This window comes from Streptococcus mitis, assembly GCF_002096755.1.
Taxonomy (GTDB): Bacteria; Bacillota; Bacilli; order Lactobacillales; family Streptococcaceae; genus Streptococcus; species Streptococcus mitis_AC.
Window position 1 is genome coordinate 64,786 of record NZ_NCVF01000024.1, and the last position, 21,556, is coordinate 86,341.

Consider the following 21,556-nt stretch of genomic DNA (forward strand, 5'->3'; position numbering starts at 1 on the left):
CAGGGTATGGTCTTGTCAAAATGTCAAAAACAATTTATAATAAATAGATACCCTGAAAGGAAGAGAATCATGAACTTAGAAGAATTGAAAAAACGACAGGAGAAGATCCGTAACTTCTCTATTATCGCCCATATTGACCACGGGAAATCGACTCTAGCAGACCGCATTTTGGAAAAAACAGAGACCGTTTCAAGTCGTGAAATGCAGGCCCAGCTTTTGGATAGCATGGATTTAGAACGGGAACGTGGGATTACCATTAAGTTGAATGCCATCGAGCTGAATTATACTGCAAAAGATGGGGAAACTTATATTTTCCACTTGATTGACACGCCGGGGCACGTTGACTTTACTTATGAAGTTTCACGTTCACTCGCTGCCTGTGAAGGAGCTATTTTGGTGGTCGATGCTGCTCAAGGGATTGAGGCTCAAACCCTTGCCAATGTGTATCTAGCCTTGGACAATGATTTGGAAATCATGCCAGTCATTAACAAAATTGACCTTCCTGCTGCAGACCCTGAGCGCGTGCGTACAGAGATTGAAGATGTGATTGGTTTGGATGCCAGTGAAGCAGTTTTGGCTTCTGCCAAGGCTGGAATCGGTATTGAAGATATCCTCGAGCAAATCGTAGAAAAAGTACCAGCACCAACCGGTGATGTGACGGCGCCTCTTAAAGCCTTGATTTTCGACTCTGTTTACGATGCATACCGTGGGGTTATTCTCCAAGTGCGTGTCATGGACGGAGTTGTTAAACCTGGCGATAAGATTCAGCTCATGAGCAATAGCAAGACCTTTGATGTGACAGAAGTCGGTATTTTTACACCAAAAGCAGTTGGTCGTGATTTCCTTGCGACTGGTGACGTTGGTTATATTGCGGCTTCTATCAAGACGGTTCAGGACACTCGTGTGGGTGATACCGTTACCTTGGCAACCAATCCTGCGGCAGAGCCATTACATGGCTACAAGCAGATGAATCCTATGGTCTTTGCGGGTCTCTACCCAATTGAGTCAAACAAGTACAATGACCTTCGTGAAGCCCTTGAAAAATTGCAACTGAATGATGCTAGTCTTCAGTTTGAACCAGAAACATCTCAGGCACTTGGATTTGGTTTCCGTTGTGGTTTCCTTGGACTTCTCCATATGGATGTTATCCAAGAACGTTTGGAACGTGAGTTCAACATTGACCTTATCATGACAGCTCCATCTGTTATTTACAAAGTTAATTTGACCGACGGTGAGTCTATGGATGTGTCTAACCCATCTGAGTTCCCAGACCCAACTAAGATTGCGACCATTGAAGAGCCATATGTTAAAGCGCAAATTATGGTACCACAGGAGTTCGTCGGAGCAGTCATGGAGCTAGCTCAGCGCAAGCGTGGGGACTTTGTGACTATGGATTATATCGATGATAACCGTGTTAATGTCATCTATCAAATTCCACTTGCTGAAATCGTCTTCGACTTCTTTGATAAACTCAAGTCTTCGACACGTGGTTACGCTAGCTTTGACTACGAATTGTCAGAGTATCGTCCATCTAAGCTGGTCAAAATGGATATCCTTCTCAACGGAGACAAGGTGGACGCCCTCAGCTTTATCGTTCACAAGGACTTTGCCTACGAACGTGGGAAACTCATCGTTGATAAACTTAAGAAAATTATTCCTCGTCAACAATTTGAGGTTCCTATCCAAGCAGCAATTGGACACAAGATTGTCGCTCGTACTGATATCAAGGCCCTTCGTAAGAACGTACTTGCCAAGTGTTACGGTGGTGACGTTTCTCGTAAACGCAAACTCCTTGAAAAACAAAAAGCTGGTAAGAAACGCATGAAAGCTATCGGATCAGTAGAAGTTCCACAAGAAGCCTTCCTTAGCGTCTTGAGTATGGATGAAGAATAAGTTGTCATAATTGCTTTTCCTTGTTCATAGGAAATTTATATAAGAATCAATCTTAAAGCAGGCTTAAATAGTCTGCTTTTTTATTTCTAGAACAGAAAAATTGTTTGAATTGTTTGTTTATATGTTTGTTTTTATGCAACAAGCTATAAAAACAACAAAAATATAAAAAAAGAGACAAAAAACAACAAAAAAATATTGACAACGATTTCATATAGTGTTATACTTATAGCATAAAGTTAATGGAAAGAAGGGGAAACCTTATGGGATTAGATCATTTCTTTGACAAAAACCTTGTGTTTTGCTTAGAAGCGGATAATCAAGAACATCTCTTTGATCAGGTAGCAACTTTATTGGAAGAACGAGAAATCGTAACTCCAACTTATCGTGAAGCCTTGATCACGCGTGAAAAGTCATTTCCAACTGGCCTAGATATGGAATTTTTGGGTAAGGATTTGCCGAATGTGGCTATTCCTCATACAGATATTGTTCATAATCTAGCTGAAAAAGTTGTGGTTGTTCGATTGGATAAACCGGTGACTTTCCACAATATGATTGCACCAGATAAGGAAGTAGAAGTATCTTTACTCTTCTTTATCATTAATAACTCAAGTTCAAGTCAAACGAACATTCTTGCTCAGTTGATGGACTTCTTTACTGGAAATGGTCATCTTGAAGACCTATCAAAAATTTCTGAACCAGAAGCTCTCTATGCTTATATTGCTGAAGCAATCGCTTAATCTTGTCTATTAAAAATATTAAATCGGAGGAAATCCATATGATTAAAATTCTTGCTGCCTGTGGTGCAGGTGTTAACTCAAGCCACCAAATTAAAAGTGCTCTTGAAGAAGAACTTTCAAACCGCGGTTTTGATGTTCACTGTGATGCAGTCATGGTCAAAGACGTTAACGAAGATCTTATCAAAGGTTATGACATCTTCACACCAATTGCTGCGACAGATCTTGGTTTTGATCCAGGTATTCCAGTTATCGAAGCTGGACCAATCTTATTCCGTATCCCAGCTATGAGTGCTCCAGTATTTGACAATATTGAAGCAGCTATTAAAGAACACGGATTAAGCTAATTCTAATTTGTTAACATTCATATAACATAAAAAGGGAGGAACTGTTATGGATGCAATCTTTGACCTAATCAAAAAGGTCTTTACACCCGTCTTAGATATGGGTGGTCCTGTCATCATGTTAATCATTTTGACAATATTGGCTCTACTTTTTGGAGTGAAATTCTCCAAAGCGCTTGAAGGTGGTATCAAACTTGCCATCGCTCTTACAGGTATCGGTGCCATCATCGGTATGCTAAACACTGCTTTCTCAGCATCACTAGCAAAATTCGTTGAAAACACTGGTATCCAATTGAGTATCACTGACGTTGGTTGGGCACCACTTGCAACAATCACTTGGGGATCTGCTTGGACACTATACTTCTTGCTCATCATGTTGATTGTCAACATAGTGATGCTAGCTATGAAGAAAACTGATACACTTGACGTTGATATCTTTGATATCTGGCACTTGTCTATCACAGGTCTTTTGATTAAATGGTATGCAGACAACAATGGTGTGAGCCAAGGAGTTTCACTCTTTATTGCTACAGCAGCTATCGTCCTTGTTGGTGTGTTGAAAATTATCAACTCTGACTTGATGAAACCTACATTTGATGACCTTCTTAACGCACCAAGTTCATCACCAATGACATCAACTCACATGAACTACATGATGAACCCAGTTATCATGGTTTTGGATAAGATTTTTGAAAAATTCTTCCCAGGACTTGATAAATATGACTTTGACGCTGCTAAATTGAACAAAAAAATCGGTTTCTGGGGATCTAAATTCTTCATCGGTTTCATTCTTGGTATCGTTATCGGTATTATGGGAACTCCACATCCAATTGCAGGTGTTGCCGATGCAGATAAATGGCGTCTTGTTATCAGAGGATGGTTGTCTCTTGGTTTGACTGCCGGTGTATCTTTGGAACTCTTCTCACTTATCGGTTCATGGTTCATCGCAGCCGTAGAACCACTATCACAAGGTATTACAAACGTTGCTACTAAACGTCTTCAAGGACGTAAATTCAACATCGGTCTTGACTGGCCATTCATCGCTGGTCGTGCTGAAATCTGGGCTTGTGCTAACGTACTTGCACCAATCATGTTGATTGAAGCTGTGCTTCTTTCAAAAGTTGGAAATGGTATCTTGCCACTTGCAGGTATCATCGCAATGGGTGTTACTCCAGCTCTCTTGGTTGTAACACGTGGTAAATTGCTCCGTATGATTATTTTCGGAACACTCTTGTTGCCACTCTTCCTTCTTTCAGGTACACTTATCGCACCATTTGCAACAGAACTTGCTAAAGGTGTAGGTGCCTTCCCAGCAGGTGTGAGTGAAACTCAATTGATTACTCACTCAACTCTTGAAGGACCAATCGAAAAACTTCTTGGTTGGACAATTGGTAACACTACAACTGGTGATATCAAAGCAATCCTTGGTGCGGTAGTCTTCCTTGTGTTCTATATCGGTATCTTTGCATGGTACAGAAAACAAATGATCAAACGTAACGAAGAGTACGCAGCAAAAGCAAAATAATGCGCTCCTATAAAATGTAAATTGTTTAAGCTAGGTTGTCGACATCCATTAGGAGCGACAGCCTAGTTTTTTATAAACTATCAAGAAATCGGAGAAAATAATGGTAATTGAATTAAAATCAGAACAATTAAGTGTTCAATTTAACAGTTTTGGTGGGGCTCTGTCTTCTATAAAAGATGCTGAGGGAATAGAGTATTTGTGGCAAGGAGATGCTACTTATTGGAGTGGACAAGCTCCTGTTCTCTTCCCTATTTGTGGTTCATTGAGAGAGGATACAGCCGTCTATATAGATGAGAAGGGGCAAGAAAGTAAAGGAAAGATTCCTCGTCATGGTCTGGTCCGCAAGAAAGAATTTGACTTAGTTGAACAAACGGAAAACAGTGTAACTTTTGCAATTGAAAACGATGAGAATAGTTATCAAAACTACCCTTATCATTTCCGCATAGAAATCACTTATATCCTTACTGGTAAAACAGTACGGACTCAATACAAGATTTTCAATAAAGAAACTAGCAGGGTCATGCCTTACTTTATTGGTGGCCATCCAGGATTTAATTGTCCTCTACTTGATGATGAAGTCTATGAAGATTACTATTTAGAGTTTGAGAAAGAAGAGACTTGCTCTGTTCCACACCCTTTCCCAGAAACAGGTATGTTGGATTTCCAAGATAGAAGTCCATGGCTAGAAGGTCAAAAAGAAGTAGACCTCAGCTATGATTTGTTTAGCACAGATGCAGTTACTTTAGATGAATTACAATCTAGAACAATTGCACTTCGTTCTCGTAAACATGATAAGGGATTGAAAGTGCACTTTGCAGAGTTTCCAAATCTCATCATCTGGTCAACTTTGAATAAAGGACCTTTCATTGCTTTTGAACCATGGTCTGGCTTGTCAACATCCCTTGAAGAAGGAGATCATCTAGAAGATAAGAAGAATGTTCGCCTCCTAGAACCTGGTCAAGTGGATCAAATTGGTTTTGACATCGAAATTTTTTAGTTAAAAAATAAAACATAAAAACAAACACTAACTGTTGACTTTTTCTAGAAATAGGAGTATATTATGTTTGTAAGCAACAAATGATGTTTGTAACAAACAAATAATCACTTGTTATATTTTCTTTCGTAGAGAAAGATTATTTCTAGGAAGCTGGTTTCCTAAACTTGAATAAGGTGTCATTCATCTCGTTCAATCCAATTTGTCAATAAACTGCTAGAAAGCTTTTTGTAGGTAATACTCAATGAAAATTAAAGAGCAAACTAGGAAACTAGCCGCAGGCTGTACTTGAGTACGGCAAGGCGACGTTGACGCGGTTTGAATTTGATTTTCGAAGAGTATAAACTGCTAACTATAAAAGGTTTTATTAGCCTAGAAAAATAAAAAGGAGTATACAATATGTCTATTGTTATCGGTGCAGATGCTGCAGGTTTGAGATTGAAAGAAGTTGTGAAAGACTTCTTGGAAAAAGAAAACTTCCACGTTGTGGATGTTACAGCTGAAGGTCAAGACTTTGTTGATGTGACTCTTGCTGTTGCTGCAGAAGTAAACAAAGAAGAACAAAACCTTGGTATCGTGATTGATGCTTATGGAGCGGGTCCATTTATGGTCGCAACAAAAATCAAAGGAATGGTTGCTGCAGAAGTTTCTGACGAACGTTCAGCTTATATGACTCGTGGCCACAACAACTCACGTATGATCACTATGGGTGCACAACTTGTTGGTGATGAATTGGCTAAAAACATTGCTAAAGGATTTGTTAACGGTAAATACGATGGTGGACGTCACCAAATTCGTGTCGACATGTTGAACAAAATGTGCTAATTAGATTACAGTAAGAAAGGTAAGTTAAAAATGAGAATTGCAATTGGATGTGACCACATCGTAACAGATGAGAAAATGGCGGTTTCAGAATTTTTGAAATCAAAAGGATATGAAGTCATTGACTTTGGTACTTATGACCATACACGTACTCACTACCCAATCTTTGGTAAAAAAGTAGGGGAAGCTGTAACTAGTGGTCAAGCTGATCTTGGGGTATGTATCTGTGGTACTGGTGTTGGTATCAACAATGCTGTAAATAAAGTTCCAGGTGTTCGTTCTGCCTTGGTTCGTGATATGACAACAGCTCTTTATGCTAAAGAACAATTGAACGCCAACGTTATTGGTTTTGGTGGTAAGATTACTGGTGAATTGCTCATGTGCGATATCATCGAAGCTTTCATTCATGCTGAATACAAACCATCTGAAGAAAACAAAAAATTGATTGCGAAAATTGAACACGTTGAAAGTCACAATGCTCAACAAACAGACGCAAACTTCTTCACTGAATTCCTTGAAAAATGGGATCGCGGAGAATACCACGACTAAGAGGTGACCTATGATTTTAACAGTCACAATGAACCCATCCATTGATATTTCCTATCCCTTGGATGAGTTGAAGATTGATACTGTCAATCGTGTGGTGGATGTAACCAAAACGGCTGGTGGTAAAGGACTCAATGTTACCCGAGTACTTTCAGAATTTGGGGATTCTGTTCTTGCTACTGGTTTAGTGGGTGGCAAACTTGGTGAGTTTTTGGTTGAAAATATCGATGATCAAGTAAAGAAAGATTTCTTCTCAATTCAGGGAGAAACTCGTAACTGTATCGCTATTCTTCATGGAGATAACCAAACAGAAGTTCTTGAAAAAGGTCCTGTAGTATTGGAACAGGAAGGTCAAGACTTTTTGGAACATTTCAAAAATCTTCTGGGGTCAGTTGAAGTAGTAGCTATCTCAGGTAGTTTACCAGCTGGTCTTCCAGTTGATTACTATGCGAGCTTGGTAGAACTTGCTAATCAAGCTGGCAAGCCTGTAGTTTTGGACTGCTCTGGTGCAGCTCTTCAGGCGGTTCTTGAATCACCACATAAACCAACAGTCATCAAACCAAATAATGAGGAATTATCTCAGCTTCTTGGAAGAGAAGTTTCCGAGGATTTGGATGAATTAAAAGAAGTCCTTCAAGAACCCTTGTTTGCAGGTATTGAATGGATTATCGTTTCACTTGGTGCCAACGGTGCTTTTGCCAAACATGGTGACACTTTCTACAAGGTAGATATTCCTAGAATTCAGGTAGTCAACCCTGTCGGATCTGGAGATTCTACTGTGGCAGGGATTTCTTCAGGGCTACTTCATAAAGAATCGGATTCAGAATTACTCATCAAGGCAAATGTCCTTGGTATGCTCAATGCTCAAGAAAAAATGACTGGTCATGTCAACATGGCCAACTATCAAGCTCTATATGATCAATTAATAGTAAAAGAGGTATAAAATGGCTTTAACAGAACAAAAACGTGCACGCTTAGAAAAACTTTCTGATGAAAATGGAATCATCTCAGCTCTTGCATTTGACCAACGTGGTGCTTTGAAACGCCTAATGGCTCAACACCAAACAGAAGAACCAACTGTGGCTCAAATGGAAGAACTGAAAGTCTTGGTAGCAGATGAATTGACTAAATACGCTTCATCTATGCTTCTTGATCCAGAATATGGACTTCCAGCGACTAAAGCTCTTGATGAAAAAGCTGGTCTTCTCCTTGCTTATGAAAAAACAGGTTATGACACAACAAGTACAAAACGCTTGCCAGACTGCTTGGATGTTTGGTCTGCAAAACGTATTAAAGAAGAAGGTGCAGATGCAGTTAAATTCTTGCTTTACTATGATGTAGATAGCTCAGACGAACTCAACCAAGAAAAACAAGCTTACATCGAACGCATCGGTTCTGAATGTGTGGCTGAAGATATCCCATTCTTCCTTGAAATCCTTGCTTACGATGAAAAAATTGCGGACGCCGGTTCTGTAGAATATGCGAAAGTAAAACCACACAAAGTTATCGGTGCTATGAAAGTCTTCTCAGACCCGCGCTTTAACATTGATGTCTTGAAAGTAGAAGTTCCTGTTAACATTAAATATGTTGAAGGCTTCGCTGAAGGTGAAGTGGTTTATACACGTGAAGAAGCAGCAGCATTCTTCAAAGCACAAGATGAAGCAACTAACTTGCCATACATCTACTTGAGTGCTGGTGTATCAGCTAAACTCTTCCAAGATACTCTTGTATTTGCTCATGAATCAGGTGCAAACTTTAACGGAGTTCTTTGTGGCCGTGCTACATGGGCTGGATCAGTTGAAGCTTACATCAAAGATGGTGAAGCAGCAGCTCGTGAATGGCTTCGCACAACTGGATTTGAAAACATTGATGAGCTCAATAAAGTTCTTCAAACAACAGCGACTTCATGGAAAGAACGCGTGTAAGCAAGTCCTCCTAGGTTAGGAACATGAATCTAAAAAAATTTTAAAAAAAATTTTATGTAAAGGTTTACAAAACAACTTACTTGTGCTATACTTAAATCACAAGTTAATACAAGGTGAGTGTTACTAAGTAATATTAGGCATGATCACAGGTGAATTAGAAATCGGCTGATTTTCTAGTTCATTTGTGGTCATTTTTTGTACTCATATACCTTTAAGATATAAAAGGAGGTTGACATGTATCGAATTCTAAATCCAATAAATCATAATGTTTCGCTTGTCAGGAATGATAAAGGAGAAGAAGTGATTGTAATTGGTAAGGGGATTGCATTTGGAAAGAAGAAGGGAGATTTGATTTCTGAACAGCAGGTTGAGAAAATCTTTCGGATGAAGACCGAAGAGTCCAGAGAAAACTTTATGGCTCTCCTCAAAGATGTTCCGCTTGATTTTATCACGGTGACTTATGAAATCATTGATAAGCTATCAAAGAAATATCATTATCCGATTCAAGAGTATCTCTACGTAACCTTGACAGATCATATTTACTGTTCTTACCAAGCTCTAGCACAAGGAAGGTACAAGGATAGTAATCTGCCAGATATTTCCACTAAGTATCCTGTCGCTTTTCAAATCGCAAATGAAGCATTTGAAATTTACCGCCAGAAGCTAGCAGATCATTTTCCTGAGGACGAAATTATTCGGATTGCTTATCATTTCATTAATGCCGAAGGTGAAAATGAAGTGGAACTTGTGGAGTCGATTGATAAGAGGAAAGAAATTCTCAGGAATGTTGAAGAAGTTTTAACGGATTATGCAATTCAACGAACTAAAGAGAATAACCATTTCTATGATCGTTTTATGATTCATTTGAATTATTTCTTGGATTATTTAGACAGATCTAGAGATGATAACCAATCACTTCTGGATATGGAAGATCATATTAAACAATCCTATCCAAAAGCGTTCGAGATTGGTTCCAAGATTTATGATGTGATTACGCAACATACGGGTCTTGATTTGTATAAAAGTGAACGAGTTTATCTAGTTCTACATATCCAACGTTTATTGTCATAAAAATTTATTTAAAACTATATAAGGAGAATTCTATCATGAATAGAGAAGAAGTAACATTGTTAGGTTTTGAAATCGTAGCCTATGCTGGCGATGCTCGTTCAAAACTATTGGAAGCCTTGAAAGCTGCTGAAGCTGGTGATTTTGCGAAAGCGGATAGCTTAGTTGAGGAAGCTGGTTCTTGCATTGCAGAGGCTCACCACGCGCAAACAAGTCTATTGACTAAGGAAGCTTCTGGTGAGGACTTAGCCTATAGTGTGACCATGATGCATGGCCAAGACCACTTGATGACAACTGTCTTGTTAAAAGATTTGATGCACCACTTAATCGAACTTTATAAGAGAGGAGTTAAATAATGAATAAACTAATTGCATTTATCGAGAAAGGAAAACCTTTCTTTGAGAAATTATCTCGTAATATCTATCTTCGTGCTATTCGTGATGGTTTCATTGCAGGTATGCCTGTTATTCTCTTCTCAAGTATCTTTATCTTGATTGCCTTTGTACCAAACTCATGGGGCTTTAAATGGTCTGATGAAGTTGTAGCCTTTCTGATGAAACCTTACAGCTATTCAATGGGTATCTTGGCTTTGTTGGTAGCTGGTACAACAGCTAAGTCATTGACCGACTCAGTAAACCGTAGCATGGAGAAAACCAATCAAATCAACTATATGTCAACACTGTTAGCAGCGATTGTTGGTTTGTTGATGTTGGCAGCTGATCCTATCGAAAATGGTCTAGCTACTGGATTCTTGGGGACAAAAGGTTTGCTTTCAGCCTTCCTTGCTGCCTTTGTTACTGTAGCCATCTATAAGGTTTGTGTTAAGAACAACGTCACTATTCGTATGCCTGACGAAGTTCCACCAAATATCTCACAAGTCTTTAAAGATGTGATTCCATTCACTCTCTCAGTTGTTTCACTTTATGCTCTTGACTTACTAGTTCGTCATTTTGTTGGTGCAAGCGTAGCTGAATCAATCGGTAAATTCTTTGCACCATTATTCTCTGCAGCTGATGGCTATCTTGGTATTACCATTATCTTTGGTGCTTTTGCCTTCTTCTGGTTTGTTGGGATTCATGGTCCATCTATCGTTGAACCAGCAATCGCAGCTATTACCTATGCAAATGCCGAAGTCAACTTGAACCTTCTCCAACAAGGTATGCACGCTGACAAGATTCTTACTTCTGGTACACAAATGTTTATCGTTACCATGGGTGGTACTGGTGCGACACTGGTTGTTCCATTCATGTTCATGTGGTTAACAAAATCAAAACGTAACCGTGCAATCGGACGTGCTTCAGTAGTTCCAACTTTCTTTGGTGTAAATGAACCAATCTTGTTTGGTGCACCTCTTGTTTTGAATCCAATCTTCTTCATTCCATTTATCTTTGCTCCTATCGCAAACGTTTGGATCTTTAAATTCTTTATTGAAACTCTTGGAATGAATTCATTTACTGCTAATCTACCATGGACAACCCCAGCTCCACTAGGTCTAGTTCTTGGTACGAACTTCCAAGTTCTATCATTCATTCTTGCTGCTCTTCTAATCGTGGTTGACGTAGTCATTTACTATCCATTCCTTAAAGTATATGATGAACAAATTCTTGAAGAAGAGCGTTCAGGTAAATCTAATGATGAATTGAAAGAAAAAGTTGCTGCAAACTTCAACACTGCAAAAGCAGATGCTATTCTTGAAAAAGCTGGTGTAGAAGCAGCACAAAATACAATCACTGAAGAAACAAATGTTCTCGTTCTCTGTGCAGGTGGAGGGACAAGTGGACTTCTTGCGAATGCTTTGAATAAGGCAGCTGCAGAATACAATGTTCCTGTGAAAGCAGCAGCAGGTGGCTATGGTGCTCACCGTGAAATGTTGCCAGAGTTTGATCTTGTTATCCTTGCCCCTCAAGTTGCTTCAAACTTTGAAGACATGAAAGCAGAAACAGATAAGCTCGGTATTAAACTAGCGAAAACAGAAGGCGCTCAATACATCAAATTAACTCGTGATGGAAAAGGTGCTCTTGCATTCGTACAAGCTCAATTCGATTAACGATAGGGACTATAAAACAGTCTCCTATCGTTACGGAAATCGCTATGGCGAATTTCCTAATCGCCTTATTAATTCGTCGGTAAAAAGATATCGTTTTTACCTCCTCATGTCACAATTCGATTAACGATAGGGACTCTGAAATAGTCTCCTCTCGTTACGGAAATCGCTATGGCAAATTTCCTAATCGCCTTATTAATTCGTCGGTAAAAAGATATCGTTTTTACCTTCTCATGTCACAATTCGGTGACTTGGTACAAGAAGTGAGATGGAGAAGGATGGCTCACTGACTCCTCTCCTCTCACTTTTAGTTTATTTAAATCAAGAAATAGGTGAAAAAATGACAAAAACACTTCCAAAAGACTTTATTTTCGGTGGCGCAACAGCTGCCTATCAAGCAGAAGGTGCTACACATACTGATGGAAAAGGACCAGTTGCGTGGGATAAATATCTTGAAGATAATTACTGGTACACTGCCGAACCAGCCAGTGATTTTTACAATCGATACCCAGTTGACCTCAAGCTAGCAGAAGAGTATGGTATCAATGGTATTCGAATTTCCATTGCTTGGTCACGTATTTTCCCAACCGGTTACGGTCAAGTAAATCAGAAAGGTGTCGAGTTTTATCATAGTTTATTTGCAGAGTGCCACAAACGTCATGTTGAGCCCTTTGTAACTCTTCATCACTTTGATACGCCAGAAGCTCTCCACTCAAATGGAGACTTCTTAAACCGTGAAAACATTGAACACTTTGTAGACTACGCGGCTTTCTGTTTTGAAGAATTCCCAGAAGTAAACTATTGGACAACCTTTAATGAAATTGGGCCAATTGGTGATGGTCAATACTTGGTTGGAAAATTCCCTCCAGGTATTCAGTACGACCTTGCCAAAGTTTTCCAATCGCACCACAATATGATGGTTTCTCATGCGCGTGCAGTCAAGCTATATAAAGATAAAGGCTATAAAGGTGAAATTGGTGTTGTTCATGCTTTGCCAACCAAGTATCCTTTAGATCCTAAAAATCCAGCAGATGTTCGTGCAGCTGAGTTGGAAGATATTATTCACAATAAATTTATTTTGGATGCAACTTATCTAGGTCGCTATTCAGATGAAACGATGGAAGGTGTTAACCATATCTTATCAGTCAATGGTGGTAGCTTGGATATTCGTGAAGAAGATTTCACAGCATTAGAAGCTGCAAAAGACTTGAATGATTTTCTAGGCATCAACTACTATATGAGTGACTGGATGGAAGCCTTTGATGGCGAAACAGAAATCATTCATAATGGTAAGGGTGAGAAAGGAAGCTCTAAATACCAAATCAAAGGTGTTGGTCGTCGTGTAGCTCCAGATTATGTGCCACGTACAGACTGGGATTGGATTATCTATCCTCAAGGTTTGTATGATCAAATCATGCGAGTGAAGAAAGATTATCCGAACTACAAGAAGATTTACATCACTGAAAATGGTCTTGGATATAAAGATGAGTTCGTTGATAACACTGTTTACGATGATGGTCGTATTGATTATGTCAAACAACACTTAGAGGTTTTGTCTGATGCTATTGCAGATGGAGCGAATGTAAAGGGTTACTTCATTTGGTCATTGATGGACGTCTTCTCATGGTCAAACGGTTATGAAAAACGTTACGGTCTCTTCTATGTAGACTTTGAAACTCAAGAACGTTATCCTAAGAAATCAGCTCACTGGTACAAGAAAGTAGCAGAAAGTCAGATTATAGACTAGTAGAATGAGTAATTAGATATAGAATTCTAGTGAGGCAAAAGATGTTCAAAGATTTTATCCAATCTATTTATGAAAAAGTTTATATTATCAATTTTGATAAATGTTCTCAAATACCTTGTTTGACTAATGAGGAGCTGAAAAAACTTGGGAAATGGTATGTCTCTACCGGTAAAGAATGGATTTGCCATTCAGACTATGAGCTGGAAGAATTTAAAAATATCTTTTTAAATTTTATCAGTCCTGAAGAACGGGATAATATCTCCTTTGATTCAGATTTTATGCCGTTTCAACAATCATAAAGAATCTAGGAAACTCTTTGTAAAAATCTTCATCAAAAAATGCGTCATATCAAGATTTTTATTTTCTTGATATGACGCATTTTATATTTTATCAATCCTCAGTCTTATGGTTTAGAAAGAATAATTTTTGTTTGTTTTGAAAGTTGTTCAAACGTTTCTTTGCTCAGTTTAGAATCTGAAACGATGGTATCAATATCAGAGATATTGTAGAAGGTATAGAAATCAAATTTATTGAACTTACTATGGTCAGCTAGTAAGTATTTTTTATTGGAATTATTGAGGGCTATGCGTTGAGATTCACCTTCCTCTTCACTAAAGGTCGCAATCGCATTGTCCTGAATACCATTACAGCTAACGAAGGCTTTAGAAAATTGCAAATTGGCCAAGTTTTGCAAGGTTAGTGTTCCGACAAAGGCTCCAGTGATAGAGCGATAGTTTCCACCTATTAAAATCAAATCTGTTAGTTTTCGTTCGTTTAAGATGAGAAAGACTGGTAAACTGTTTGTTACAACACGAATATTATCAATTGGAAGTTCACGGGCAAAAGATTCCAAGGTTGTACCTGGACCAATAAAAATGGTTTCACCTTCATCAATTAAATGGCCTGCAAAACGGCTGATTTCTTGTTTTTCTGCAATCTGTAAGCTTTGTTTTTCAATATTGGAACGTTCATTGTTTAAAATGGAACCTGTACGAATTTTTTCAGCTCCCCCGTGCACCCGAACAAGTAAATCCTTGTCGGCTAACTCTTGTAAGTAGCGTCTAGCAGTCATATCTGATACATCCAAGCGAGTCATGATTTCTTTTACAGTAATAGTTCCCTTTGTATTTACCGTTTCTAGAATATTATCTAGTTTTTCCTGCTTTAACATCGTTATCACCTCTATTTCTATTACTATTTTATCATAAAGTATTCAATCAATCAATTTAAAAAACAAAAGAAAACAAAAACAAAAACATCATGGTTGTTTTAAACGAACCATGATGTTGATATCACTTATAAAATAGATGACCTTAGTCCAAACCGTAGTTGTAATCATCGTCTTGCATGGCTTCAACTTCACCAAGGAGGTAACCATTTCCGACTTGAGAGAAGAAGTCGTGGTTGGAAGTTCCTGTTGAAATACCGTTCATGACGATTGGGTTGACATCATCTGCTGAATCTGGGAAGAGTGGATCTTGTCCCAGGTTCATGAGTGCCTTGTTAGCATTGTAGCGAAGGAAGGTCTTGACTTCTTCAGTCCAGCCAACACCGTCATAGAGGCTCTCTGTATAACCTTCTTCATTCTCGTAGAGAGTGTAGAGCAGGTCGTACATCCATTCTTTGAGTTTTTCTTGCTCTTCTTCAGGTAATTCATTAAAACCAAGTTGGAATTTGTAACCAATGTAAGTTCCGTGAACAGATTCATCACGAATAATTAATTTGATGATTTCCGCAACGTTGGCTAGTTTGTTGTTACCGAGATAGTAGAGTGGTGTGAAGAAACCAGAGTAGAAGAGGAAGGTTTCAAGGAAGACGCTGGCAACTTTCTTTTCAAGTGGGCTACCGTTTAGGTAGATTTCGTTAACAATCTCAGCCTTCTTTTGTAGGTACGGATTGGTATTGGTCCATTCGAAAATTTCTTCAATCTCAGCCTTAGTATTCAAGGTTGAAAAGATTGATGAGTAAGATTTAGCGTGAACAGATTCCATAAATTGGATGTTATTGAAAACAGCTTCCTCATGTGGTGTACGGATGTCCGCGCGAAGGGCTTGAACCCCAGTTTCAGATTGCATAGTGTCGAGAAGTGTTAAACCACCAAAGACTTTTCCTACCAAGTCTTTTTCTACATTTGATAGCTTTCTCCAGTCATCCAAGTCATTTGACAAGGGAATACGTGTATCGAGCCAGAATTGCTCCGTCAGTTTTTCCCAAGTTGATTTGTCGATGACATCTTCGATGGCATTCCAGTTAATGGCTTTGTAGTAAGTTTCCATTTTGAAATCTCTTTCTGTGTTTAGTATTGCGAACTCACAATTACTTCTATTTTATCATAATTCTAGAGGAGTATCGCACAAAAAGTCGGAAGCCCGACTTTTTGTTATTTCATAGTATAGATGCTTATTCTAGTTTAGCAGGGTGAATGAATCACTTATCTGAGAAAATGTAGTTCCCTCAAGCAAAGATTAAATCACACAGCTTTCACATTGGTTGGCACCGACTTCTCCACCATCATCTGTAAAGGTACGGACGTAGTAGATAGACTTGATTCCCTTGTTAAAGGCATAGTTACGAAGGATAGACAAGTCACGTGTCGTTTGCTTATTTTCCTTCTTCCATTCGTAAAGACCTTTTGGAATGTCACTACGCATGAAGAGAGTGAGTGAAAGTCCTTGGTCCACGTGCTCAGTTGCAGCAGCATAGACATCAATCACCTTACGCATATCCATGTCGTAGGCAGAAGTGTAGTAAGGAATGGTTTCTGTTGACAAGCCAGCAGCAGGATAGTAGATTTTACCGATTTTCTTTTCTTGACGTTCTTCGATACGTTGCGTAATCGGGTGGATAGAAGCAGAAACGTCGTTGATGTAACTGATAGAACCATTTGGCGCTACAGCAAGGCGGTTTTGGTGGTAAAGACCATCTGCTTGAACCTTGTCGCGAAGTTCAGCCCAGTCAGCAGCACTTGGGATAAAGACATCTTTGAAGAGTTCTTTAACACGGTCTGATTTTGGAACAAACTCGCCAGTCACATATTTGTCAAAGTAGCTTCCGTTAGCATAGTCTGATTTTTCAAAGTTGTGGAAGGTGATACCACGTTCACGCGCGATATTGTTTGATTCTACCAAGGTCCAGTAGTTCATGAGCATGAAGTAGATGCTTGTAAATTCAACAGACTCAGGCGATCCATATTCAATCAATTGTTGGGCAAGGTAGCTGTGAAGTCCCATGGCACCAAGACCAAAGGTATGAGCTTGGCTATTTCCGTGGTCGATGGTAGGAACAGCTACGATGTGTGAACTATCTGTAACGAAAGTAAGGGCACGAACCATAGCACGGATAGAACGACCAAAGTCAGGTGAAGTCATCATGTTGACTACGTTGGTTGAACCAAGGTTACATGAAACGTCCGTTCCCATTTGAAGGAATTCTTGAGCATCGTTGATCAAGCTTGGTTCTTGAACTTGAAGAATCTCAGAACACAAGTTACTCATGATAATCTTACCATCAACAGGGTTTGCACGGTTAGCCGTATCAATGTTGACTACATAAGGGTAGCCAGACTCTTGTTGCAATTTAGAGATTTCAGTTTCCAAATCACGCGCCTTGATTTTTGTCTTGCGGATATTTGGATTTGCGACTAGCTCATCGTATTTTTCAGTGATGTCGATGTAGTTAAATGGCACACCGTATTCAAGCTCTACTGAGTATGGACTGAAGAGATACATTTCTTCATTTTTACGTGCTAATTCGTAGAATTTATCGGGTACTACAACACCAAGTGAAAGGGTCTTTACACGAACTTTTTCATCGGCGTTTTCTTTCTTAGTTGAAAGAAAGGCGATGATATCTGGGTGGAAGACATTGAGGTAAACAACACCGGCACCTTGACGTTGACCCAATTGGTTTGAGTAAGAGAAGCTATCTTCGAAAAGCTTCATAACTGGAACGACACCTGAAGCAGCTCCTTCATAGCCTTTGATAGGTGCACCAGCTTCACGAAGGTTGCTGAGGGTAATTCCCACACCACCACCGATACGTGAAAGTTGAAGAGCTGAGTTGATAGAACGTCCGATAGAGTTCATATCATCAGTTACTTGGATTAGGAAGCAAGATACTAACTCCCCACGGCGAGCACGTCCAGCATTCAAGAAGGAAGGAGTAGCAGGTTGATAGCGTTGGTGGATGATTTCATTGGCAATATCAATCGCAACAGCTTCATCACCATCAGCAAAATAAAGGGCGTTAAAGAAGACACGGTCTTCCATGCTTTCAAGATAGTATTCACCGTCGTTAGTCTTTAAGGCATATTGATTGTAAAACTTATAAGCTGCCATGAAAGACTTGAATTGGAAGTTTTGGTCTTTGATAAATTGAGCTAATTCTTCCAAAAATTCTGGACGGTATTTCTTGATAAAGGCTGTTTCGATGTAGTTGTGTTCAATGAGGTAGTTGATTTTATCTTTGATTGAATCAAAAACCATAGTGTTTGGAACTACATTTTCTTTAAAGAAGGCATCCAAGGCTTCCTTATCTTTATGAAGCATGATTTGTCCATTGACAGGACGGTTGATTTCGTTGTTGAGACGGAAGTAAGTCACGTCTTCAAGATGTTTTAATCCCATAAAATTTCCCTTATCTAATTACAAAAGAAAGGCTTCTAAGTTAGCCCTAGAAGCAGTTTCTTCTGGATGATGTACTAAGATTATGCTAATTGTTTCAACTTTCCTGGTTGGAAACCTGAAAAGACTTCAGTTGGTGTTTGGATAACAGGAGCTGCGCTGAAACCGAGCTCTTTAACTTGATCGATGTACTCAGGTTGCTCATCAAGATTGATTTCACGATAAGCGACATTATTACTGTCCAAGAAACGTTTGGTCATCTTACATTGGACACAGTTGTTTTTAGAATAAACGGTTACCATTGTGTAACTCCTCTTTCAAAATAGATTACTTTCTTAGTATATCAGAAAATAAATTTTTGTCAATGATTTAAAACTAAATATAGTGGTCTGTTTTTCTGCTCAAGCCTACAAAACACAATATGTAGTGTTTGCTTTGTGAAATAGTGATAATTATCCTATAAGTTGTTTTTTGAAAAACTATATCCTGTGTTTTGTTATCTAAAATAGAAGATTTTCAGCAAGTTATCTGAAAGGAAATCGAATAAATCCCATAAAATGCTTGAAAAAAATCCTAGAAGATTATATAATACCAAATTGTAAGGGTTATCACATATAACTCAAAAAAGAAAGAACAAAAGGAGAGTCAAACTATGGCTTCTAAAGATTTCCACGTAGTGGCAGAAACAGGTATTCACGCACGTCCAGCAACATTGTTGGTACAAACTGCAAGCAAATTTGCTTCAGATATCACTCTTGAGTACAAAGGTAAATCAGTTAACCTTAAATCAATCATGGGTGTTATGAGTCTTGGTGTTGGCCAAGGTGCTGACGTAACTATCTCAGCTGAAGGTGCAGATGCAGATGATGCTATCGCTGCAATCTCAGAAACAATGGAAAAAGAAGGATTGGCATAAGGAAAATGACAGAAATGCTTAAAGGAATCGCAGCATCTGATGGTGTTGCCGTTGCAAAAGCATATCTACTCGTTCAACCGGATTTGTCATTCGATACTGTTTCAGTCGAAGATACAAACGCAGAAGAGGCTCGTTTGGATGTAGCTCTTGAAGCTTCTCAAAACGAGCTTTCTCTTATCCGTGAGAAAGCTGTAGGTACGCTTGGTGAAGAAGCGGCTCAAGTTTTTGACGCTCATTTGATGGTTCTTGCTGACCCAGAATTGATTGGTCAGATTAAAGAAACAATTCGCGCTAAGAAAGTCAATACTGAAGCAGGTCTTAAAGAAGTGACTGACATGTTCATCACTATCTTTGAAGGCATGGAAGACAACCCATATATGCAAGAACGTGCAGCGGATATCCGCGACGTGACAAAACGTGTATTGGCAAATCTTCTTGGTAAAAAATTGCCAAATCCAGCTTCTATCAATGAAGAAGTAATTGTGATTGCGCATGACTTGACACCATCTGATACAGCTCAATTGGACAAAAACTTTGTAAAAGCTTTTGTAACAAACATCGGTGGACGTACAAGCCACTCAGCTATCATGGCACGTACACTTGAAATTGCAGCTGTATTGGGAACAAATAACATCACTGAAGTAGTGAAAGACGGTGATATCCTTGCCGTTAACGGAATCACTGGTGAAGTGATTATCAACCCAACAGATGAACAAGCAGCAGAATTTAAAGCAGCTGGTGAAGCTTATGCTAAACAAAAAGCTGAATGGGCACTTTTGAAAGATGCTCAAACAGTGACTGCTGACGGTAAACACTTCGAGTTGGCTGCTAACATCGGTACTCCAAAAGACGTTGAAGGTGTTAACAACAACGGTGCAGAAGCTGTTGGACTTTACCGTACAGAGTTCTTGTACATGGATTCTCAAGACTTCCCAACAGAAGATGAGCAGTATGAAGCATACAAGGCTGTTCTTGAAGGAATGAATGGTAAACCAGTTGTCGTTCGTACAATGGATATCGGTGGAGATAAGGAACTTCCTTACTTCGATATGCCACACGAAATGAACCCATTTCTTGGATTCCGTGCCCTTCGTATCTCTATTTCTGAAACTGGAGATGCAATGTTCCGTACACAAATCCGTGCCCTTCTTCGTGCTTCTGTTCATGGTCAATTGCGTATCATGTTCCCAATGGTTGCCCTATTGAAAGAATTCCGTGCAGCTAAAGCAGTCTTTGATGAAGAAAAAGCGAACCTTCTTGCTGAAGGAGTTGCAGTTGCGGATGATATCCAAGTTGGTATCATGATTGAAATTCCTGCAGCAGCGATGCTTGCAGACCAATTTGCTAAAGAAGTTGACTTCTTCTCAATTGGTACAAACGACTTGATCCAATACACAATGGCAGCAGACCGTATGAACGAGCAAGTTTCATACCTTTACCAACCATATAACCCATCAATCCTTCGCTTGATCAACAACGTTATCAAGGCAGCTCACGCTGAAGGTAAATGGGCTGGTATGTGTGGTGAGATGGCTGGTGACCAAAAAGCTGTTCCACTTCTTGTCGGAATGGGCTTGGATGAATTCTCTATGTCAGCAACATCTGTACTTCGTACACGTAGCTTGATGAAGAAATTGGATACTGCTAAGATGGAAGAGTACGCTAACCGTGCCCTTACAGAGTGTTCAACAATGGAAGAAGTTCTTGAACTTCAAAAAGAATACGTTAATTTTGATTAATGTCATTAACCTTGTAACCTAGTTGCAAGGTTTTTTGATACATTCGGGAATAGTATAGTCTTGTAAAGTCCACTTTTCAATGATGAAGAGGCATGATATAATAGGAGAAGCAAATAGAATAAGAGAGAAATCATGTCTAAAGAAATTGATATTGAGTATTACCACCAGCTAGCCATGCAAAAGCAGAAGGAACACCGTAAAGTTTTAGCCAATCTAAAGAAAAAACCACCAAAAAATCTAGATAAGATAGCTCAACAGATTCACCAAGAAGTTTTTGAGGAGATTGATTGCACTGCTTGTGCCAACTGTTGTAAGACTTTGGGACCTGACTTTAAAGAAGCGGATATTACACGAATCGCTAAGTACTTTAAGATGAAATTACCAGCTTTTGAAGAGGAGTTTCTGCAGGTAGATGAAGATGGTGATAAGGTTTTTAAATCCATGCCTTGTCCCTTTCTGGGAGGAGATAATCTCTGTTCCATCTATGATGTTCGTCCAAAGGCCTGTCGTGAATTCCCCCATACAGATCGAAAAAAGATCCATCAAATCAACCATTTGACGATTAAGAATACTTTGACCTGTCCAGCAGCCTATCTCTTTGTTGAGAAATTAAAGGATAAGTTATAGAGATTTAAAG

21 protein-coding genes are annotated in these 21,556 nt (G+C 39.1%); 17 read left to right on the forward strand and 4 right to left on the reverse strand.

The annotated features are described in order from the left end of the window. Positions 1-69 precede the first annotated feature (69 nt). From lepA to B7700_RS06540, 14 genes are all read left to right on the forward strand, one after another. Complete coding sequence (lepA, locus tag B7700_RS06470) at positions 70-1,893, forward strand: translation elongation factor 4 (protein ID WP_084887869.1); 1,824 nt, start codon at positions 70-72, stop codon at positions 1,891-1,893. Positions 1,894-2,153: 260 nt separating this feature from the next. Further along, positions 2,154-2,630, forward strand: a complete 477-nt coding sequence (locus tag B7700_RS06475; protein WP_000521972.1) for a PTS sugar transporter subunit IIA — start codon at positions 2,154-2,156, stop codon at positions 2,628-2,630. Between the two features lie 38 nt (positions 2,631-2,668). Next, positions 2,669-2,974: a PTS sugar transporter subunit IIB gene (locus tag B7700_RS06480; protein ID WP_000590547.1), complete on the forward strand. Its 306-nt coding sequence runs from the start codon at positions 2,669-2,671 to the stop codon at positions 2,972-2,974. A gap of 46 nt (positions 2,975-3,020) precedes the next feature. Beyond that, positions 3,021-4,496, forward strand: coding sequence for a PTS galactitol transporter subunit IIC (locus B7700_RS06485; RefSeq protein WP_084887871.1), 1,476 nt, complete (start codon positions 3,021-3,023; stop codon positions 4,494-4,496). A 100-nt stretch (positions 4,497-4,596) separates the two neighbouring features. Then, positions 4,597-5,493, forward strand: a complete 897-nt coding sequence (locus B7700_RS06490) for an aldose 1-epimerase family protein (protein WP_084887873.1) — start codon at positions 4,597-4,599, stop codon at positions 5,491-5,493. Positions 5,494-5,889: 396 nt separating this feature from the next. Continuing rightward, positions 5,890-6,315, forward strand: coding sequence for a galactose-6-phosphate isomerase subunit LacA (gene lacA, locus B7700_RS06500; protein WP_000029277.1), 426 nt, complete (start codon positions 5,890-5,892; stop codon positions 6,313-6,315). A 30-nt stretch (positions 6,316-6,345) separates the two neighbouring features. Continuing rightward, positions 6,346-6,861: a galactose-6-phosphate isomerase subunit LacB gene (gene lacB, locus B7700_RS06505; protein ID WP_001216913.1), complete on the forward strand. Its 516-nt coding sequence runs from the start codon at positions 6,346-6,348 to the stop codon at positions 6,859-6,861. Positions 6,862-6,871: 10 nt separating this feature from the next. Then, positions 6,872-7,801, forward strand: coding sequence for a tagatose-6-phosphate kinase (locus tag B7700_RS06510; RefSeq protein WP_084887875.1), 930 nt, complete (start codon positions 6,872-6,874; stop codon positions 7,799-7,801). A 1-nt stretch (position 7,802) separates the two neighbouring features. Next, positions 7,803-8,783, forward strand: a complete 981-nt coding sequence (gene lacD / locus B7700_RS06515; protein ID WP_001229114.1) for a tagatose-bisphosphate aldolase — start codon at positions 7,803-7,805, stop codon at positions 8,781-8,783. 234 nt (positions 8,784-9,017) lie between these two features. Continuing rightward, a complete protein-coding gene (locus B7700_RS06520) occupies positions 9,018-9,854 on the forward strand; it encodes a PRD domain-containing protein (RefSeq protein WP_084887877.1) in 837 nt (278 codons plus the stop codon). Between the two features lie 35 nt (positions 9,855-9,889). Further along, entirely contained in the window at positions 9,890-10,207 is a 318-nt protein-coding gene (locus tag B7700_RS06525; protein ID WP_001078325.1) for a PTS lactose/cellobiose transporter subunit IIA, read from the forward strand. Beyond that, positions 10,207-11,898 carry a lactose-specific PTS transporter subunit EIIC gene (locus B7700_RS06530; protein ID WP_084887879.1) on the forward strand — a complete coding sequence of 564 codons (1,692 nt, stop codon included), beginning with the start codon at positions 10,207-10,209 and terminating at the stop codon, positions 11,896-11,898. Before B7700_RS06525 ends, B7700_RS06530 begins: the two co-directional genes overlap by 1 nt. Positions 11,899-12,235: 337 nt before the next feature. Then, positions 12,236-13,642: a 6-phospho-beta-galactosidase gene (lacG, locus tag B7700_RS06535; RefSeq protein WP_084888088.1), complete on the forward strand. Its 1,407-nt coding sequence runs from the start codon at positions 12,236-12,238 to the stop codon at positions 13,640-13,642. A 41-nt stretch (positions 13,643-13,683) separates the two neighbouring features. Continuing rightward, positions 13,684-13,941 carry a DUF3884 family protein gene (locus tag B7700_RS06540; protein ID WP_000471578.1) on the forward strand — a complete coding sequence of 86 codons (258 nt, stop codon included), beginning with the start codon at positions 13,684-13,686 and terminating at the stop codon, positions 13,939-13,941. Between the two features lie 104 nt (positions 13,942-14,045). On the opposite strand, the gene B7700_RS06545 is transcribed toward B7700_RS06540, so the two are convergent. From B7700_RS06545 to nrdH, 4 genes are all read right to left on the reverse strand, one after another. After that, a complete protein-coding gene (locus tag B7700_RS06545; RefSeq protein WP_033685012.1) occupies positions 14,046-14,813 on the reverse strand; it encodes a DeoR/GlpR family DNA-binding transcription regulator in 768 nt (255 codons plus the stop codon). Positions 14,814-14,955: 142 nt separating this feature from the next. After that, positions 14,956-15,918, reverse strand: coding sequence for a class 1b ribonucleoside-diphosphate reductase subunit beta (nrdF, locus tag B7700_RS06550; RefSeq protein WP_000451386.1), 963 nt, complete (start codon positions 15,916-15,918; stop codon positions 14,956-14,958). 189 nt (positions 15,919-16,107) lie between these two features. After that, positions 16,108-18,267: a class 1b ribonucleoside-diphosphate reductase subunit alpha gene (gene nrdE, locus B7700_RS06555; RefSeq protein ID WP_084887881.1), complete on the reverse strand. Its 2,160-nt coding sequence runs from the start codon at positions 18,265-18,267 to the stop codon at positions 16,108-16,110. 80 nt (positions 18,268-18,347) lie between these two features. Continuing rightward, positions 18,348-18,566 carry a glutaredoxin-like protein NrdH gene (gene nrdH, locus B7700_RS06560; RefSeq protein ID WP_000259240.1) on the reverse strand — a complete coding sequence of 73 codons (219 nt, stop codon included), beginning with the start codon at positions 18,564-18,566 and terminating at the stop codon, positions 18,348-18,350. A 350-nt stretch (positions 18,567-18,916) separates the two neighbouring features. On the opposite strand from nrdH, the gene B7700_RS06565 reads away from it, so the two are divergent. The 3 genes from B7700_RS06565 to B7700_RS06575 all read left to right on the forward strand — a co-directional run bounded on the left by B7700_RS06565 (position 18,917) and on the right by B7700_RS06575 (position 21,546). Then, entirely contained in the window at positions 18,917-19,180 is a 264-nt protein-coding gene (locus B7700_RS06565; protein WP_000146947.1) for a phosphocarrier protein HPr, read from the forward strand. Between the two features lie 5 nt (positions 19,181-19,185). Next, the gene (ptsP, locus tag B7700_RS06570; RefSeq protein ID WP_084887883.1) at positions 19,186-20,919 is read left to right on the forward strand and encodes a phosphoenolpyruvate--protein phosphotransferase; all 1,734 of its coding nucleotides are present in this window, start codon (positions 19,186-19,188) and stop codon (positions 20,917-20,919) included. Positions 20,920-21,051: 132 nt separating this feature from the next. Next, positions 21,052-21,546, forward strand: coding sequence for a YkgJ family cysteine cluster protein (locus B7700_RS06575; RefSeq protein ID WP_084887885.1), 495 nt, complete (start codon positions 21,052-21,054; stop codon positions 21,544-21,546). Positions 21,547-21,556: the final 10 nt, after the last annotated feature.

Excerpts from the sequence above, each read along its gene's own strand:
- lepA (WP_084887869.1), top strand. The coding sequence starts at position 70 with ATGAACTTAGAAGAATTGAAAAAACGACAGGAGAAGATCCGTAACTTC.
- B7700_RS06475 (WP_000521972.1), top strand. The coding sequence starts at position 2,154 with ATGGGATTAGATCATTTCTTTGACAAAAACCTTGTGTTTTGCTTAGAA.
- B7700_RS06480 (WP_000590547.1), top strand. The coding sequence starts at position 2,669 with ATGATTAAAATTCTTGCTGCCTGTGGTGCAGGTGTTAACTCAAGCCAC.
- B7700_RS06485 (WP_084887871.1), top strand. The coding sequence starts at position 3,021 with ATGGATGCAATCTTTGACCTAATCAAAAAGGTCTTTACACCCGTCTTA.
- B7700_RS06490 (WP_084887873.1), top strand. The coding sequence starts at position 4,597 with ATGGTAATTGAATTAAAATCAGAACAATTAAGTGTTCAATTTAACAGT.
- lacA (WP_000029277.1), top strand. The coding sequence starts at position 5,890 with ATGTCTATTGTTATCGGTGCAGATGCTGCAGGTTTGAGATTGAAAGAA.
- lacB (WP_001216913.1), top strand. The coding sequence starts at position 6,346 with ATGAGAATTGCAATTGGATGTGACCACATCGTAACAGATGAGAAAATG.
- B7700_RS06510 (WP_084887875.1), top strand. The coding sequence starts at position 6,872 with ATGATTTTAACAGTCACAATGAACCCATCCATTGATATTTCCTATCCC.
- lacD (WP_001229114.1), top strand. The coding sequence starts at position 7,803 with ATGGCTTTAACAGAACAAAAACGTGCACGCTTAGAAAAACTTTCTGAT.
- B7700_RS06520 (WP_084887877.1), top strand. The coding sequence starts at position 9,018 with ATGTATCGAATTCTAAATCCAATAAATCATAATGTTTCGCTTGTCAGG.
- B7700_RS06525 (WP_001078325.1), top strand. The coding sequence starts at position 9,890 with ATGAATAGAGAAGAAGTAACATTGTTAGGTTTTGAAATCGTAGCCTAT.
- B7700_RS06530 (WP_084887879.1), top strand. The coding sequence starts at position 10,207 with ATGAATAAACTAATTGCATTTATCGAGAAAGGAAAACCTTTCTTTGAG.
- lacG (WP_084888088.1), top strand. The coding sequence starts at position 12,236 with ATGACAAAAACACTTCCAAAAGACTTTATTTTCGGTGGCGCAACAGCT.
- B7700_RS06540 (WP_000471578.1), top strand. The coding sequence starts at position 13,684 with ATGTTCAAAGATTTTATCCAATCTATTTATGAAAAAGTTTATATTATC.
- B7700_RS06545 (WP_033685012.1), bottom strand. The coding sequence starts at position 14,813 with ATGTTAAAGCAGGAAAAACTAGATAATATTCTAGAAACGGTAAATACA.
- nrdF (WP_000451386.1), bottom strand. The coding sequence starts at position 15,918 with ATGGAAACTTACTACAAAGCCATTAACTGGAATGCCATCGAAGATGTC.
- nrdE (WP_084887881.1), bottom strand. The coding sequence starts at position 18,267 with ATGGGATTAAAACATCTTGAAGACGTGACTTACTTCCGTCTCAACAAC.
- nrdH (WP_000259240.1), bottom strand. The coding sequence starts at position 18,566 with ATGGTAACCGTTTATTCTAAAAACAACTGTGTCCAATGTAAGATGACC.
- B7700_RS06565 (WP_000146947.1), top strand. The coding sequence starts at position 18,917 with ATGGCTTCTAAAGATTTCCACGTAGTGGCAGAAACAGGTATTCACGCA.
- ptsP (WP_084887883.1), top strand. The coding sequence starts at position 19,186 with ATGACAGAAATGCTTAAAGGAATCGCAGCATCTGATGGTGTTGCCGTT.
- B7700_RS06575 (WP_084887885.1), top strand. The coding sequence starts at position 21,052 with ATGTCTAAAGAAATTGATATTGAGTATTACCACCAGCTAGCCATGCAA.